This window comes from Leptotrichia sp. (assembly GCF_057270615.1).
Map to the genome: position 1 here is coordinate 28,846 of NZ_DBHIXN010000012.1, position 15,406 is coordinate 44,251.

Here is a 15,406-nt window from a genome sequence, read left to right on the forward strand (position 1 = left end):
TTATTTCAAATTATGCTAAACTTTGTTTATAAAAAGCAAAAATTGAATTATTTTCCAACGCAAAAATTTCCAAACACATGATCCAGAATATCTTCAGACGATATTTCTCCTGTAATTTCTGAAAGAGAATCTAATGCTTCTTTCAAATCCACAGAAATCAGATCCATGGGAAGTCCCGCATCTATTGTTTCAAAAATATTCTTTATCGCATCTTTTGTTTTTTCAAGTGCTGTTTTATGTCGAATATTTGTAATTATTAACTTTTCTGATGAATTTTCCACATCTTCTTCTACAATGTACGAATAAATTTTATCTTGCATATTTTCAATTCCAATATTGTCCTTTGCTGATATTTCAACAATATTTCCCAAATTATACCCTTCAAGATCAATTTTTCTATTCAAATCAATTTTATTCAATAATACTATAACTTTCTTTTTATTCTCTTTTATCTGATTTATAACTTCTATATCTTCGTTTTCAAGCTCCTTTGAAGCATCCAGCACAAGAAGCACCAAATCAGCCTTCTCAATAAACTGCTTAGATTTTTCCACACCAATATTTTCCACAATATCGTCAGTCTTTCTAATTCCAGCTGTATCCACCAAAACTAACGGAACTCCCTTTATATTAATTATTTCCTCAATAACATCCCGTGTTGTTCCTGCAACATGCGTTACAATCGCTCTTTCTTCGTGAAGCAAGGCATTCAGCAATGTAGATTTTCCCACATTAGGTTTTCCCACAATAACTGTTTTTATTCCCTCTTTTATTTTTTTCCCCGTATCATAAGAATCAATCAAGCGATTTGCTTCTTCGTAGACATCTTCCAAATTATTTCGCAATTCAGCTGGTAATGGATCGTCAATACCTTCCTCAGGATAATCCAATACCACATTTACATGGGCTGTAATATCAAGCAATGCTTTTTTAAACTGGTTCACTTTATCTCGCAAATCACCTCTTAACTGATCCAATGATAAAGATACGCTTTTTTCTGTCTTCCCTTGAATTATATCCATAACAGCCTCAGCCTGCGATAAATCTATTCGCCCATTCATAAATGCTCTTTTTGTAAATTCACCACTTTCAGCATGTCTTGCTCCATTTCTCAATACAAGTTCAAGCACTTTTTCTGAAACAAGCGTTCCACCATGACAATTTATTTCCACAATATCTTCACAAGTATAGCTTTTTGGGGCTTTTAGCCTAACAGCCATTACTTCATCTACTGTTTTTTCCCCATCCTTGATAAATCCGTAATTTAATTTATAAAAACCCAAATCAGCATTTGGGTTCTTTTTAACAAATATTTTGTCCAGTATTTCAAATGATTTATCTCCAGATATTCTTATTATGGCAATTCCACCTTCACCTTTTGGAGTAGAAATCGCCGCAATTGTATCAAATAACATCTTAAACCTCTATTTCTAAAATCATTTTTCTAATTTTTTTCATCTAGCCTTTTAATAATTAAATATCTTTTTGGATCTTCTCCTACACTTTCAGTTTTCAATCCTTTCATAAATGAAATTTCTTCATGAATGATTTTACGTTCGTGTGATACCATAGGATTTAATTTTATTGAATTTCCTGTCAATAAAACTGCTTTTCCTTTTTTTCTTGCCAGATCTCTTAATGAATGTTCACGTTTTTCCTTGTAATTATTAGAATCTATAGAAATTTTTAAATTTTTAAATTTTTTGGTTGTACTTATCAGATATTCTAAACTATTCAAAGCACTTCCTTTTTCACCAATTAAAAATCTCATATCCTTTCCATCAAGAATAACTAAATATTTTCCATTATTTTCTTTCTTAATATTTATAATTCGTATATCCAATCTTGCACTCACGATAAATTCTTTAAAAAATCCTCTAATTTTATCTATATTTGTATCGGTATTATTTGTTTGGACAACTTTTTCTGTATTTTCAACATTTTCATTTTTGTAATTTTTTTTGACATTTTCTTTTTTCAAATTATAATTTTTGGTATCTTTTTTTGTAAGTTTATTTTCATTTTGCACTTTTGGTTTTTGAATTTCTGTTTTGTTAATTTTTAGTTCAGATTTTTTAACAATTTCAATTTCATATTCACCTTTTATATTTATAAATAATATTTTTTTGGGATATTTTAGAACTTTTACTTGATAAGTTTCATCTTCCTTTAGGGTCAAGGAACGGCTTATCATATTTTTAAGCTCTTCCTCATTTTGAGCTTTTAATATTATTTTTTCCATCGTCACTTCTTCCTTTCAAAATGAAATACTGCTGAACTAATGACAAAGCTCCTGAAACCAAGTAATACAATGTTACTCCTGATGGCATTCTATAAAATATAAATAACATCATAAGGGGCATCATATATAGCATTGTCTGCATTTGCTGGTTAGATTCTTGCCCACTTGTTGCACTTGTCATTATTTTCTGTTGAATATAAGTAACACCCACATTTAAAATTGGTAATAAGTTAAAGGCAAAATTTCCTATCATAAATAATTTATCAGGTTGTTTTAGTGTAAACCATAAAAATTTTGCATCTGCAGGAATTGCATTTCCGCTAAAAGCCCAGTATAGTGCCACAAATACAGGCATTTGAATTAATAAAGGCAGACATCCTCCTAATGGATTTACTCCGCTTTCTCTATAAAGTTCAGCTGTTTTTTGCTGATATTCTTGCGGATTATCTTTATATTTTTCTTTTATTTTTTCAAGTTCTGGCTGTAATTCCCTCATTTTTTTCATTGATTTTTCTTGTTTTAATGTCAAAGGGAATACAACTATTCTCATTAAAACTGTAACAATTATTATCGCTATTCCGTAGTTTCCTACAACGCCGTATATTGCGTTCAAAACATATACGACAAGATCAACTAGTGCTTTTATTTTAAACATAGTATTATTTCCTCCATTTTTTTATTTTAACGGATCATATCCACCCTTGTGAAAAGGATGACACTTTAACAATCTTTTTATTGTCAGATAACTCCCTTTTATTGCTCCATATTTTGTAATTGCCTGTCGTGAATATTCTGAACAAGTTGGATAAAATCTGCATCTTTTTCCTAAATATGGCGAAATACCTTTTTGATAAAATTTTATCAAAAGTAGCAATATTTTTTTCATTATTTTATCACCTTGATAATATCCTTTTCAATATCTTTATATTTTAATTTTTTTAGATTGTCTTTCAAAATAGACTTGCCAACAAATACATAGTCAGTATTTTCTTTAAATTTATCTTTATGAATTTTTACAAATTCTTTAAAAATTCTTTTTATTCTGTTTCTTTGAACTGCATTTCCTGTTTTTTTGCTAGCTACAAAGCCAAACCTTTGTTTATTATTTTCTTTTATAAAAATAATAGCATACTTTGTATGCATCTTTTTTGATTTGTTATATATTAATGAAAAATCCTTTGATTTTTTTATTTTATTAATAGACATATTTCTCTTCTTTAGATTTTTTAAGATAAATGAGAGCTTAATAAATATTTAAAATCTTTAATTTAGATAAATCTTAAAAAATTTTGGCATATAAAAAAGCTCTCCTGGTTTATTTAGATATTAATGCTTTTAAAAACCCAGTGTTGAATTTAACACCGGGTTATGCTGATAATTTAGCTCTTCCTTTAGCTCTTCTTCTTTTTAAGACATTTCTTCCATTTTTATCTTGCATTCTCTTTCTAAATCCGTGATCTTTTTTTCTTTTTCTTTTATTTGGTTGATATGTTCTTTTTGTCATTTTTTATCCTTTCTTTTGTATTTTTAAAAAAATTATTGTCTTTTGTAAATATTATATACAATATTTAAAAAAAAGTCAAGTTCAATGCATTGTTCATAAAAATTTTATGTTTTAAATTATTAGTTGAAAAGTTATCCACATTCCTATAATAACTAATATAATATATATAATTATATATATTATTATTATGCACTGTGGAAATGTGGGAATACCGATGAATAAAGGGTTTGCCAGAGAATAACCTGTGGAAAACTTTTAACGATTTTGTGGAAAACTTTTTTCCACAAATTTTTACACACACTTATCAACATTAGATGTGGATAATTAAATTACTTGTGGAAAACCTGTGGGAATACTCTAAAAATACGGATTTAGATTTTAGTGGAAAAGATTTAAAAAAATTAAGATAATAGTGATAAATATTGGACTAGGAGATGTTTTTATTATGTGGAAAAGTATGTGGAAAACTTTTTGTTAAAATCTTGATTATTTATTTTATATATGTTATAGTTAAATCAAATAAAAGGCTACACGATAGTGATTTTACTATAAAATTAATAATAAAGAAGGGAAATAGCAAATGGATGTCGTGAAATTGTGGGAAAAAGTTAAAAAAATTATGAAAAAGAAAATTAAGGAAGGGGAGTTTGAACTTTTCTTTGAAAATGTGAAGGCAGAAAAAATAGAAAATAATATATTTACACTTACTTGCAATTCTAGATTAATTAAAGAAAATGTGGAAAAGTATAAAAGTCAGATGGAAGAAATTGTGGAAATTGTTACAGATGAAGAAATTACAATGAACTTTGAAGTAAAAAAGCAGGATGTAAAGCTATATGAGTCTGAAACACACAGATTTCCAAAAGAAGCAAGGGAAAGACCTCCAATTCATACAGGATTAAATCCCAGACACAGGCTTGATAATTTTGTAGTTGGAGAAAATAGCAGGCTGGCATACAATGCATGTCTTGCTGTCGTGAAAAACCCAACTGTTTATAATCCACTTTTCATCTTTGGAAGTTCAGGGTTGGGTAAAACCCATCTTATGCAGGCAGTAGGAAATGCAATTTTAGAAAAGGATCCAAGCAAACGTGTCTATTATTCCACTTCAGAAGAATTTGCAAACGAATTTTTTAAAGTTTTAAACAGTGGGCGGATTCAGCATTTTCGTGATACTTTTCGTGCTTTAGATGTGCTTCTTTTAGATGACATACAGTTTTTTGAAAAGGTGTTTGGACGTGGAGAAGGAACTGTGGAAGAAGAGTTTTTCCACACTTTTAACAAGCTTCAGGAATTAGGAAAGCAAATAATAATGATAAGCGACAAATCGCCAAAAGAAATAAAAAATTTGTCAAAACGTCTGGAATCAAGATTTTTGTCAGGCTTAACTGTGGAAATACAAAGTCCAGGCTATGAAACACGTATGATGATTTTAAAAAATATGGCAAAAGCACAAGGAATTGAGATAGACGACAGCATCTTAGAATATATTTCAGATTCCTTGAACACGAATGTAAGGGAACTGGAAGGTACGCTTACAAACCTCAATGCAAGGGCAAAACTTCTAAACGAACAAATAACATTGGAACTCGTGCAGGAAATGCTTATGCACAATGTAAAGCGAGAACAGTCTAAGGTGACAGCCCAGAAAGTAATAGAAATGATTTCCACACAGTATGGCGTTAGTGTAGCCGATATGAAATCCAAAAAGCGTCAAAAAAAAATAGTTGGAACAAGACAAATTGCAATGTATCTTCTAAAAAATAATGATGATCTGGATTTAAGTTTAACTGCAATTGGCGGACTTTTTGGAGGAAAGGATCATAGCACAGTTATAAGCAGTATTAGAAAAATTGACAAAAAAATAAAAGAAGATGTCGTATTTAAAAAAGAAATAGACACATTAAACAAAAAAATATTCAGAGTATAAATAATTGTGGAAAAGATGTGGAAAAAATTGTGGAAAAGCTAGCTTCAAAATTTTTAAGTTTTCCACATAAAAAAAAGTTTTTCACAATCTAAATTTTTATAAAAATTTATGATAATAATAATTATATTTAGATTAATTAAAAAAAATATTTTATTGCTGTGGAAAAATAAAAATTAATTATCCACAGTGTGTTGAAAAGTTATCCACAAAAATTGTGGAAAAAGATTATTAAAATTTTCCATTAAAACTGCTATTGTGGAAAAATAAAATTTTATTGTGTAAAACTAAAATATGGTTATCCACATGTTGAAAAAAAGTTATCCACATTTGTGGATAAATAATTTTGATTAACTTTGAGTTAAATATAAATTTTTAAAAGATTATATAAATAAAAAAATATTTGAGTTATCCACATTAATAAAAATTATATCCACAATGTAATGTGGAAAAATAAATAGTCAAAAAACTCAGCCAAAATAAAGCTAAATAGTAATTGTGGAAAAGATGTGGAAAAAATTGTGGAAAAAGTTATCCACAAAAAAAAGGAGTTTTCCACATAAAAAATAAACATTAATTTGATTAATGATTGGTCTGTTAAATAAAAAAAATAAGGAGAAGATTAGATGAAAAATATAAATGATGAAATTGAAGAAATAGCGATAAATACTGAATTTATAAAATTAGATCAGCTTTTGAAGTGGGCAAATTTTACAGGTTCAGGGGTAGAAGCGAAAATATTTATTAAAAGTGGTGAAGTAAAAGTAAATAATGTTGTAGAAACGAGACGAGGAAAAAAAATTTATGATGGAGATGTTGTGGAATTTGCAGGGGGAAAAGTTGTTGTAAGAGTAAAATGATGAATAGTTTGCTAGTTAAAGATGCAAATGGATTTGTTTGAAAATTATACTATTACGTATTTAAAATAATAGATTTGTTATAACTTTCTGTTTTGCAAGAAATCAGGATCTTTGTAGTAAAATATAATTTTTATTTTTGAAATGGAGTTTAGATTATATATATTTAGAAATTAATAAAATAAATATTACAAAGCAAGAGTGGAAAAATCTTTTGTTAATAAAAAAATCAGGTTATTGAATATGTCTTAAGAAAAAATAGAAAAATAATTTGTTTAAATAATTAAAAATAAAATCTATAAAAGTTTAGTACAAGTGTGAAAGGGAAGAAATAGCGATGTATTTGGATCAGATTAGTTTTAATAACTTTCGATGTCTTGTGGATAGAAAGTTAGAGTTTGACAGGTATTTTAATTTAATATATGGAAGGAATGGACAGGGAAAGACATCACTTATTGAAGCTGTCTATTTTTTGGCTACGGGGAAAAGTTTTAGGACTAAAAAAGTAAAAGAAATTCGTAAGTATAATTTAAATAGGCTGACTGTATTTGGAAAATATATTCATGAGGATTTTTCAGAAAGTGTTATTGCTGTTGATGTAAATGAGGATAAGAGGGATTTTTATATTGACAGGAGAAAAAATAAATATATAAATTATGTGGGACTCTTGAATATTATTTCGTTTATTCCTGAAGATATTGAGCTGATTATTGGAAATCCAGGAGTTAGGAGAGGATTTTTTAATTATGAAATTTCACAGGCAAAAAAAGAATATCTGCAGTCAATTGTAAATTTTGAGAAAATATTGAAAATAAGAAATAAACTTATAAAGGAAAAAGAGACAGGGAAAGACATTTATAAAATTTATAATGAGAAATTTATAGAAGAAGGGCTGAATATTGTTTTGAATAGACGAGAATTTATAAAAAAATTATCAATTTTGTTAAATTTAAATTATCGAAAATTATTTGATGAGAGTTCGGAACTTAAATTAAAGTATGAATGTTTTCTTGGAGATGTGGAAAAAAAAACTAGGGAAGAGTTGAAAAAAATTTTTGAAGATATGTGTAAAAAGAAAATCGAAAGAGAAAAAATTTTGGGATACAGTCTGCTTGGACCACAAAAAGATGACTTTATATTTGAATTAAATGGGAAAAACGCAAAGGCATATTCTTCACAGGGAGAAAAAAAATCTATAGTTTTTTCATTAAAAATATCGGAAATTGATATTTTGATGAAAGAGAAAAAAGAGTATCCAATATTTATTATGGATGATATAGCTTCGTATTTTGATGAGATAAGAAAAAATAGTATTTTAAATTATTTTTTAAATAAAAAAATTCAATGTTTTATAACTTCAACAGAGGATTTGGGGATAGAAGGAAAAAAATTTGTTGTGGAAAAAGGAGAAATTGAAATAAAATAAAATTATAAAGTAAAATAGCTGAATTTTACTCTTATGAAAAAATTATGCTAATAAAATTTTGGATTTGTCATATTTTAGATTGGCTAGAAAAAAAGGGGGAAAAATTTTATTGTTGAATAAATTTAGCATAAAAAAGAAAAAATAAATAAAAGGGTTGAGAAATGGAAGGAATTAGAGAATTAAGAAATTTGGCATTAGAAGCGATTGAAAAAAAAAGTTCGCTTTTTAGAAATGAAAAATATATTTTTACAAAAATTAAAAGAAGCTGGAAGCAGATTGTAAGTGGTCCGATTGGTGAAAAAACTTATCCAAAGGGGCTATTCAATAAAAATCTTGTTGTAATTATTAATGATAATGTTATTTATCATACAACAATAATGTGCTCGGAAATCATAAAGGAAAAAATAAATGCTTTTTTGAGCGGAGAATTTGTGGAAAGCATAGAGTTTATAAAAATAAATTATAAACTAAAACGTAGTTTACTGGATGAGCTTATTGAAAACGAGGAAAATAGAGGGACAATTCGAGTTGGAGAAATTCCAAGAGAGAATATTAAGAAAAAAGAGATAAATGCTGATTTAGAAAATAAACTTCCAGAAAAAATAGGGAAGATTGTGCTTTCTCCAAAAGAAATTAAAGAAATTCATGAAAATATTGATAAAATTGATAAAAAATATGAAGATATTGCCAGAAGTCTAGAAAAAATTGCAATAAAATTGAAAAAAAAGGAAAAATATTTGAAAAGTATTGGATATATTGAATGTGAGAACTGTAAAACTTTATTTTTACAGGAAAGTAATGAAAAAATGTGCTTTGATTGCATAATGGAAGAGAAAAATCAAAAATTCCAGCACATATCAAATTTGATTAGAAATAATCCGTATATATCTGAAAAACAGGCAATTAGAATAACAAATACAGATAAATCCACATATTATAAGGCACGGGATATTTTAGCACAGCAGACTTATAACGATATGCTTTATTATTGTGTTGAGAAAAATAAGGAAATTTCATTAAATGAGGATTATGAGTTTGAAATTCGGAGCGAATCGAAAGAAGATATGGAAAGATTTATAAAAAATTATATAGATTATAAAATTGGCAGTGATAATGAGGAGGTATTTAAAATCGAAAGAAAGGCGGTTTTGAGAAGGTTGAAAAGAGATGTTGGGTTTAGGCTTGAAAATATCAGGAAATATTAATTAAAGTTATTTTGTTGTTTTATGATTGAAAATCCAGTATAATTAAATGAATAAAAATTGTATTTTAACAGTGGATAATGGGTGGGGAATGTTCTTAAAAATGCTTAAATATAAGTTGATGCCTTTAGGGAAACAATTTTTGAAGATAGATAAGTGATTTCTGTTGTTGAAAACTTGTAGTAAATGTGGAAACGTTAAAGAAAAATTGAAATTATCAGAAAGAAATTATAAATGTGAGTATTATGGAATTGAAATTGATAAAGATTACAATGCGATACTGAGTATAAGAGATGTTGGAAAAACAGTGTTAGAATATTAGAAAAATAAAGAAAAAAGAGTAGGAACTATCCGAAGAGCTTGGTAAATATATTTGGCTAGTCATGTGTAGGTGCTTCTCAAGAGGTTTCTACTTCTAAAAACGGGGGTAGTTCATATATATTAGAAATTTCGTAAAAATAAATAGAATTATTTAGTTTTAGATGGGATTGTATTTTAAAAATTATTTAGTAAAAAAAATTTAGATATAGATGGAGAAAAAATGTATATTAAAGAATTATTGAAGGAAGCGGATAAATCAATAGAAAATTATAAGTATGACGATGCGTTAGTGTACTTGAAATCGGTTCTTGAAATTGATGAGAGTAACTATTCAGCACTTATGACACTTTCCAAAATTTATACAGATTTTGGGATGTTTGAGGAAGCAAAGGAATATGCTGAAAAATTGTATAAAAAGTACCCCGAAAGTAAGGATACGCTTTTTACGTTGGGATTTGTTTATCAATCGCTTGGAAGATTAAAAAAAGCTATTTCACTTTATAAAAAATTTTTGGAAATAGAAAAAAATTATTTTGTGCATCTTAATATGGGAATGTGTTATGCTTTGTTGAAATATTATAGAAAAGCGATTGAAAATATTAATATAGCGATAGAAATGGAGCCTGAAAGTTCAGAAGCATATGTGGAAAAAGGTGATTGCCTTACAATGATGGGCAAATATGATGAGGCAATTTCTGAATATAAAAAATTGTTAAATTCTAAATTTAATGAAGTGGAAGAGTTTTCACTTTATGCACGAATGGGCGATACGATGGCTTATGCGAATAATATAAAGGAGGTTATAAAATATTATAATATTGCCATAAATTGTGAAAATGTAGAAAATTATGTATTTGAAGATTATTTTGAAATATTGTTTAGAGCTGAAGAATACGAAGAAATAAGGATTTTACTTTTAAATTATGAAAATGCAACGAATGAAAATAAGGAACTTTCAAGAATAAAGATGCTAAACTTGCAAGGAAGATTTTTTGTGAAAATTGAAGATTATGAAAGTGCACAAAAAGTTTGTAATAAAATGATAATTTTAGAGCCTGAAAATTTTCGGCATTATGTAAATTTGTCTTATGTACTGGAATTACAGCATAAATATGATGAGGCACTTGAATATGTGGATAAAATTGAAAATATTATGGAAGATAAGGAATTTTCAAAGGAATTGAAAAAAAGAATAAAGAGAAATAAGAGAAAATTTGAAAAGGAAAATGAGAAAAAAAATAAAAAATAAAAAAATTGAAAGTTATGGGGATTTTAAATGGAAGAAAAAAAATATGAAGTTAATATTAAATATGATGAAAAAACATTGATTAGTGTATTGAAAAATTTTGATAAAGCTGGGGAATATGTTGTAGAGCCTGGGAGAAATGAGATAAAAAGATTTGAGATAAATTTTGAAAATAATTTTGAAAAAGTGAGTAAGAAAAGAAAAAAACATAATAAAATTGATGATTCTAAAGCAAAAAAAATGATAAATATAAAAAAGTTTAAGCAAAAGGATTTTATTACAAATTTTTTTTACAAATTTAAAGGTTCAAAGGCAAAACGTTCTTATGAATATGCAAAAAAATTATTGAAATATAAAATAAAGACACCAGAGCCAATTGCTTATTTTGATGACTTTGTGAATGAAAATAACAAAAAGAATAGTTATTATATAAGTGAAGAGTTAAAATATGATTTTACTTGCAGGGAAGTTTTCTGGCCTGAAGATATTGAGGAGGAAAAGGCTAAGCAAGGGGAAAATTACAAAATAAGTGAAGAAATGGAAAGAATGCTTACAAAAGTTGAAAAAAATCGTGAAAAAATAATAAAGCAGTTTGCAAAATTTTCTTTTAATTTGCATGAAAATGGAGTGGAATTTGAGGATTATTCTCCTGGGAATGTGCTAATTAAGGATAAAAGCGGGAATTATGAATTTTATCTTGTGGATTTGAATAGAATGAAGTTTAATGTGAAACTTAATTTAAATAGAAGAATGAAAAATGTATCAAGAATGATGGAAAATGAAAAAATAGCAAGAATTTTTGCTGATGAGTATGCGAAATATTATAAACAGCGGGAAGAAATAGTTTTTAGATATTTGAGATATTATATTAGAAAACATAAGAGATATGTTGATTTTATGGATATTACACGTCCATTTAGAAATATTTTTAAAAAGAAAAACAAAAAATAACTTTTCTCAATTTTAAATAAAATTTTTTAGAATTATGGTTTTGATGGGGATATTAAATAAGTATAGTGGATAAAAGAATAAATTGAAAGGAAAATAAAAAAATGAAAAATTATGACATAATTGTTGTTGGAGCGGGGCATGCTGGAGTTGAGGCTGCACTTGCTGCAGCAAGACATGGACTGAAAACAGCGTTGTTTACAATATATCTTGATAATATTGCGATGATGTCGTGTAATCCGTCGGTTGGAGGGCCAGGGAAAAGTCATTTGGTGTCGGAACTTGGAATGCTTGGTGGAGAAATGGCAAGACATATTGACAATTACAATTTGCAATTAAAAAATTTGAATCATACGAAAGGGCTGGCTTCACGAATTACTAGAGCTCAAGCTGATAAATACTGGTATAGAATTAAAATGAGGGAAATTATTGAAAAGCAGGAAAATTTGGAATTAGTTCAAGGGATTGTTGTGGATTTGATTGTGGAAAATAAGAAGGTTATGGGAGTGGAAGATAATCTTGGGATTAGATATGGGGCAAAGTCCGTTATTTTGTGTACTGGAACTTTTTTAGGTGGAGAATATGTCATGGGGGATGTAAAATATTCTTCAGGGCGGCAAGGAGAGCCTGCAAGTGTAGATTTACCTGATAGGCTTGTAACATATGGCTTTGAGCTGGATAGATACCAGACAGCCACTCCTCCGAGAATTGCAAAATCTTCAATTGATTTTTCTAAAATGGAGGAACTAAAGGGAGAAGATAAGCCACGATATTTTTCTTATGAAACAAAAAAAGAATATAATCCAACTTTGCCAACTTGGCTGACATTTACAACACCTGAAACTATTCGTGTGGGACAGGAAATGCTTAAATATTCACCAATTGTGACAGGAGTTGTAAGTACAAAAGGTCCTCGGCATTGTCCTTCGCTTGATAGAAAAATTATGAATTTTCCAGAAAAAACAAATCATCAGATATTTCTAGAGCAGGAATCTGTAGAATCAGATGAAATCTACATAAATGGATTTACAACAGCAATGCCTCCATTTGCACAGGAAGCAATGCTAAAGACAATAAGTGGGCTGGAAAATGCCAAAATTGTACGTTATGGATATGCGGTGGAATATAACTTTGTACCAGCTCATCAGTTGAAATTGACACTTGAAACAAAGGTTTTGGATGGACTTTACACGGCAGGGACAATTAATGGAACAAGCGGATATGAAGAGGCTGCCTGCCAAGGATTTATGGCGGGAGTGAATGCTGCAAGAAAAATTTTAGGGAAAAAGGAAATTGTGATTGATAGAAGTGAGGGATATATTGGCGTTTTGATTGATGACATAATAAATAAAAAAACGCCAGAACCTTATCGTGTATTGCCTTCAAGAGCTGAATATAGGCTGACTTTGCGACAAGATAATATTTTTATAAGACTTTTGGAAAAGGCGAAGGAAATTGGGCTGTTAAATGCTGAAAAATTAGTCGAATTGGAAAATACTTGTTGTGAAATTGAAAATGAAATTGAAAGATTAAAAAAGATTACTGTTTATCCGACTAAAGAAAATAATGAGAAATTACTAGAAATTGTGGAAAAACAAAGTCAATCAGAAAATGCAGAAATTGAAAAAAATAGTAAAAATAGTATGAACAGTCCTGTTTCAGCTTTTGATTTTCTTGCAAGAAAAGAAATTAATTATGATAATTTAAGCAAATTTGTGGAAACTGTGGAATTATCTGATTTGGCAAAGGAGCAAGTGGAAATAAATGCGAAATATAATGTGTTTATTGAAAGAGAAAAGGCACAGATTGAGAAGTTTAAGAAGCTGGAAAAAATGGTAATTCCAAAAGATTTTGATTATGAAAGTGTAAAGGGGCTTAGTAATATTGCGATTTCTGGACTTGTGTACGGACAGCCTGAAACGATTGGGCAGGCTAGCAGAATTAGTGGAGTTACTTATAATGATATTTCACTTTTGATTGCAATTTTGAAGAATTAAAAACATTATATTTTGTAATTCATAGATTTTTATAAATGACAAATAAAATAAGAATAGATGACTATAAGTAAAATTTTTAAAAAATTATCAACAATGTATTTATAGTAAGAGCTCAAGACTTCTTGGCATAAAGTGAAGAAAATAAGAAAATTAAACATAAAAAAATACAGTATTTATTGGAGTTTTAGAGTTTTATAAATGACTAAAAAAATTAAAAATAAGGAGAAATAATTTAATGAAATTAATAGTAGGACTTGGAAATCCTGGAGAACAGTATAAATTAACAAGGCACAATATTGGATTTATATTTATTGATGAATATTTGAAAGAAAATAATATAAGCGATATGAGAGAAAAATTTAAATCGCTGTTTGTTCAGACAAATTATAATGGGGATAAGGTTTTTTATCAAAAACCGACTACATTTATGAATTTGAGCGGAGAAGCGATTGGAGAGGCTGTCAGATTTTTTAAGATTGATCCCAAAACTGAGCTTTTTGTAATTTATGATGATATGGATATGCAATTTGGGAAGTTGAAAATTAAGCAAAATGGAAGTTCAGGTGGGCATAATGGGATAAAATCCATTATTTCACATGTTGGAAATGAATTTGTGCGAATAAAATTTGGAATTGGAAAGCCAAAGACGAAAGAAGAGACATTGGGGTTTGTACTTGGGAAATTTTCACCTGAAGAAAAGGAAATTTTAAGAGATTCGAGAGAAAAGATTTTTAATTTGATTGATGATATAAAAGATGATATGACAGTTCAAAAATTAATGAATAAATATAATACTAAATAAGCTGTCTATATATCAGTAAATTTAGTGAAAGTTTTTTGTTTAAGAATTAGAGTTAAAAATGAGATTTTATGTATTGGCAAAAAACTTGCTTTTGTTCAAATAGTTTTGTCAGCATATAAAAATAATCCAGTAGTAAAATTTAAGTAAAAGAAATGAAATTCATAATATAAATAAATTTGATTTTTGGGAATATAAAGATTTTTTTAACAGTCAAAAAAAATAGATGAAAAAAGCTTATATAATTTTAAATGAGTTTGAGTATAATTTTTAAGAAAATAAAAGAGGGAGTGATTTTATGAAAAAAAAAGCTGTTCCTGTAGGAATTGAAGATTTTGAAAGAATAATAAACGAAGATTATTATTATGTAGATAAAACGTTACTAATAGAGGAATTATTAATAAACAGGGCTCCTGTAACTCTTTTTACAAGACCACGAAGATTTGGAAAAACATTGAATATGTCGATGTTGAAATGCTTTTTTGATATAAAAAATAAAGAAGAAAACAAAAGACTTTTTGAAAATTTGAGAATATCTAATAGTGAATATATGGCTGAACAAGGGAAATATCCTGTAATTTTTATTTCAATGAAAGATTTGAAAGGAAATAGTTGGGAAGAAACCTTTAATAATTTAAAGTCTCTTATTTCTGATTTGTATGCTGAATTTAAAGATATGAGAGAAAAAATGGATGAACGTGATAAGATAAAATTTGATAAAATATTTTATGAAGAGGAAAAAGGAAATTATGGAACTTCTTTAAAATTATTATCAAATTATCTTTATGAATACTATGGAAAAAGTGTAATAATTTTAATAGATGAATATGACGCTCCAATAATAAATGCCTTTGATAAAGGATATTACAATGAAGCAATAAGCTTTTTTCAAACATTTTACAGCTCAGCATTAAAGACTAATAATTCCTTGAAATAT

Annotated in this window: 16 protein-coding genes; 10 read left to right on the forward strand and 6 right to left on the reverse strand. The window is 27.9% G+C overall.

All coding sequences use genetic code 11. The features are described from left to right. Nucleotides 1-47: 47 nt before the first annotated feature. The 6 genes from mnmE to rpmH form a co-directional block, all read right to left on the reverse strand. Nucleotides 48-1,415 (reverse strand): tRNA uridine-5-carboxymethylaminomethyl(34) synthesis GTPase MnmE, encoded by a 1,368-nt coding sequence (mnmE, locus tag ACO409_RS03840; protein ID WP_485555000.1) that lies wholly within the window; start codon nucleotides 1,413-1,415, stop codon nucleotides 48-50. A 29-nt stretch (nucleotides 1,416-1,444) separates the two neighbouring features. Then, nucleotides 1,445-2,242: a Jag family protein gene (locus ACO409_RS03845; RefSeq protein ID WP_485555002.1), complete on the reverse strand. Its 798-nt coding sequence runs from the start codon at nucleotides 2,240-2,242 to the stop codon at nucleotides 1,445-1,447. Next, entirely contained in the window at nucleotides 2,211-2,897 is a 687-nt protein-coding gene (locus ACO409_RS03850) for a YidC/Oxa1 family membrane protein insertase (RefSeq protein ID WP_485555004.1), read from the reverse strand. Before ACO409_RS03850 ends, ACO409_RS03845 begins: the two co-directional genes overlap by 32 nt. Nucleotides 2,898-2,918: 21 nt before the next feature. Continuing rightward, entirely contained in the window at nucleotides 2,919-3,128 is a 210-nt protein-coding gene (yidD, locus tag ACO409_RS03855) for a membrane protein insertion efficiency factor YidD (protein ID WP_485555006.1), read from the reverse strand. Beyond that, the gene (rnpA, locus tag ACO409_RS03860; RefSeq protein WP_485555008.1) at nucleotides 3,128-3,448 is read right to left on the reverse strand and encodes a ribonuclease P protein component; all 321 of its coding nucleotides are present in this window, start codon (nucleotides 3,446-3,448) and stop codon (nucleotides 3,128-3,130) included. Before rnpA ends, yidD begins: the two co-directional genes overlap by 1 nt. A gap of 160 nt (nucleotides 3,449-3,608) precedes the next feature. Beyond that, the gene (rpmH, locus tag ACO409_RS03865; RefSeq protein WP_485555010.1) at nucleotides 3,609-3,746 is read right to left on the reverse strand and encodes a 50S ribosomal protein L34; all 138 of its coding nucleotides are present in this window, start codon (nucleotides 3,744-3,746) and stop codon (nucleotides 3,609-3,611) included. A gap of 580 nt (nucleotides 3,747-4,326) precedes the next feature. On the opposite strand from rpmH, the gene dnaA reads away from it, so the two are divergent. From dnaA to ACO409_RS03915, 10 genes are all read left to right on the forward strand, one after another. Beyond that, the gene (gene dnaA, locus ACO409_RS03870; RefSeq protein ID WP_485555012.1) at nucleotides 4,327-5,676 is read left to right on the forward strand and encodes a chromosomal replication initiator protein DnaA; all 1,350 of its coding nucleotides are present in this window, start codon (nucleotides 4,327-4,329) and stop codon (nucleotides 5,674-5,676) included. Nucleotides 5,677-6,299: 623 nt separating this feature from the next. Beyond that, entirely contained in the window at nucleotides 6,300-6,533 is a 234-nt protein-coding gene (yaaA, locus tag ACO409_RS03875; RefSeq protein WP_485555014.1) for a S4 domain-containing protein YaaA, read from the forward strand. A 334-nt stretch (nucleotides 6,534-6,867) separates the two neighbouring features. Further along, entirely contained in the window at nucleotides 6,868-7,956 is a 1,089-nt protein-coding gene (recF, locus tag ACO409_RS03880) for a DNA replication/repair protein RecF (RefSeq protein WP_485555016.1), read from the forward strand. Nucleotides 7,957-8,117: 161 nt separating this feature from the next. After that, nucleotides 8,118-9,161, forward strand: a complete 1,044-nt coding sequence (locus ACO409_RS03885; RefSeq protein ID WP_485555017.1) for a DciA family protein — start codon at nucleotides 8,118-8,120, stop codon at nucleotides 9,159-9,161. Nucleotides 9,162-9,327: 166 nt separating this feature from the next. Continuing rightward, nucleotides 9,328-9,480 carry a zinc ribbon domain-containing protein gene (locus tag ACO409_RS03890; RefSeq protein ID WP_485555019.1) on the forward strand — a complete coding sequence of 51 codons (153 nt, stop codon included), beginning with the start codon at nucleotides 9,328-9,330 and terminating at the stop codon, nucleotides 9,478-9,480. Between the two features lie 219 nt (nucleotides 9,481-9,699). After that, nucleotides 9,700-10,728 carry a tetratricopeptide repeat protein gene (locus ACO409_RS03895; RefSeq protein ID WP_485555021.1) on the forward strand — a complete coding sequence of 343 codons (1,029 nt, stop codon included), beginning with the start codon at nucleotides 9,700-9,702 and terminating at the stop codon, nucleotides 10,726-10,728. A 27-nt stretch (nucleotides 10,729-10,755) separates the two neighbouring features. Continuing rightward, nucleotides 10,756-11,676 carry a hypothetical protein gene (locus tag ACO409_RS03900; protein ID WP_485555023.1) on the forward strand — a complete coding sequence of 307 codons (921 nt, stop codon included), beginning with the start codon at nucleotides 10,756-10,758 and terminating at the stop codon, nucleotides 11,674-11,676. Nucleotides 11,677-11,777: 101 nt separating this feature from the next. Further along, the gene (gene mnmG, locus ACO409_RS03905; protein WP_485555025.1) at nucleotides 11,778-13,670 is read left to right on the forward strand and encodes a tRNA uridine-5-carboxymethylaminomethyl(34) synthesis enzyme MnmG; all 1,893 of its coding nucleotides are present in this window, start codon (nucleotides 11,778-11,780) and stop codon (nucleotides 13,668-13,670) included. Nucleotides 13,671-13,905: 235 nt separating this feature from the next. After that, entirely contained in the window at nucleotides 13,906-14,472 is a 567-nt protein-coding gene (gene pth / locus ACO409_RS03910; RefSeq protein ID WP_485555027.1) for an aminoacyl-tRNA hydrolase, read from the forward strand. A 295-nt stretch (nucleotides 14,473-14,767) separates the two neighbouring features. Beyond that, nucleotides 14,768-15,406, forward strand: a 639-nt coding sequence (locus tag ACO409_RS03915) for an AAA family ATPase (RefSeq protein WP_485555029.1), incomplete at its 3' end; no start/stop codon positions are given.

What these genes read in the sequence shown, in the direction of transcription:
- mnmE (WP_485555000.1), bottom strand. Translation starts at nt 1,415, where the DNA reads ATGTTATTTGATACAATTGCGGCGATTTCTACTCCAAAAGGTGAAGGT.
- ACO409_RS03845 (WP_485555002.1), bottom strand. Translation starts at nt 2,242, where the DNA reads ATGGAAAAAATAATATTAAAAGCTCAAAATGAGGAAGAGCTTAAAAAT.
- ACO409_RS03850 (WP_485555004.1), bottom strand. Translation starts at nt 2,897, where the DNA reads ATGTTTAAAATAAAAGCACTAGTTGATCTTGTCGTATATGTTTTGAAC.
- yidD (WP_485555006.1), bottom strand. Translation starts at nt 3,128, where the DNA reads ATGAAAAAAATATTGCTACTTTTGATAAAATTTTATCAAAAAGGTATT.
- rnpA (WP_485555008.1), bottom strand. Translation starts at nt 3,448, where the DNA reads ATGTCTATTAATAAAATAAAAAAATCAAAGGATTTTTCATTAATATAT.
- rpmH (WP_485555010.1), bottom strand. Translation starts at nt 3,746, where the DNA reads ATGACAAAAAGAACATATCAACCAAATAAAAGAAAAAGAAAAAAAGAT.
- dnaA (WP_485555012.1), top strand. Translation starts at nt 4,327, where the DNA reads ATGGATGTCGTGAAATTGTGGGAAAAAGTTAAAAAAATTATGAAAAAG.
- yaaA (WP_485555014.1), top strand. Translation starts at nt 6,300, where the DNA reads ATGAAAAATATAAATGATGAAATTGAAGAAATAGCGATAAATACTGAA.
- recF (WP_485555016.1), top strand. Translation starts at nt 6,868, where the DNA reads ATGTATTTGGATCAGATTAGTTTTAATAACTTTCGATGTCTTGTGGAT.
- ACO409_RS03885 (WP_485555017.1), top strand. Translation starts at nt 8,118, where the DNA reads ATGGAAGGAATTAGAGAATTAAGAAATTTGGCATTAGAAGCGATTGAA.
- ACO409_RS03895 (WP_485555021.1), top strand. Translation starts at nt 9,700, where the DNA reads ATGTATATTAAAGAATTATTGAAGGAAGCGGATAAATCAATAGAAAAT.
- ACO409_RS03900 (WP_485555023.1), top strand. Translation starts at nt 10,756, where the DNA reads ATGGAAGAAAAAAAATATGAAGTTAATATTAAATATGATGAAAAAACA.
- mnmG (WP_485555025.1), top strand. Translation starts at nt 11,778, where the DNA reads ATGAAAAATTATGACATAATTGTTGTTGGAGCGGGGCATGCTGGAGTT.
- pth (WP_485555027.1), top strand. Translation starts at nt 13,906, where the DNA reads ATGAAATTAATAGTAGGACTTGGAAATCCTGGAGAACAGTATAAATTA.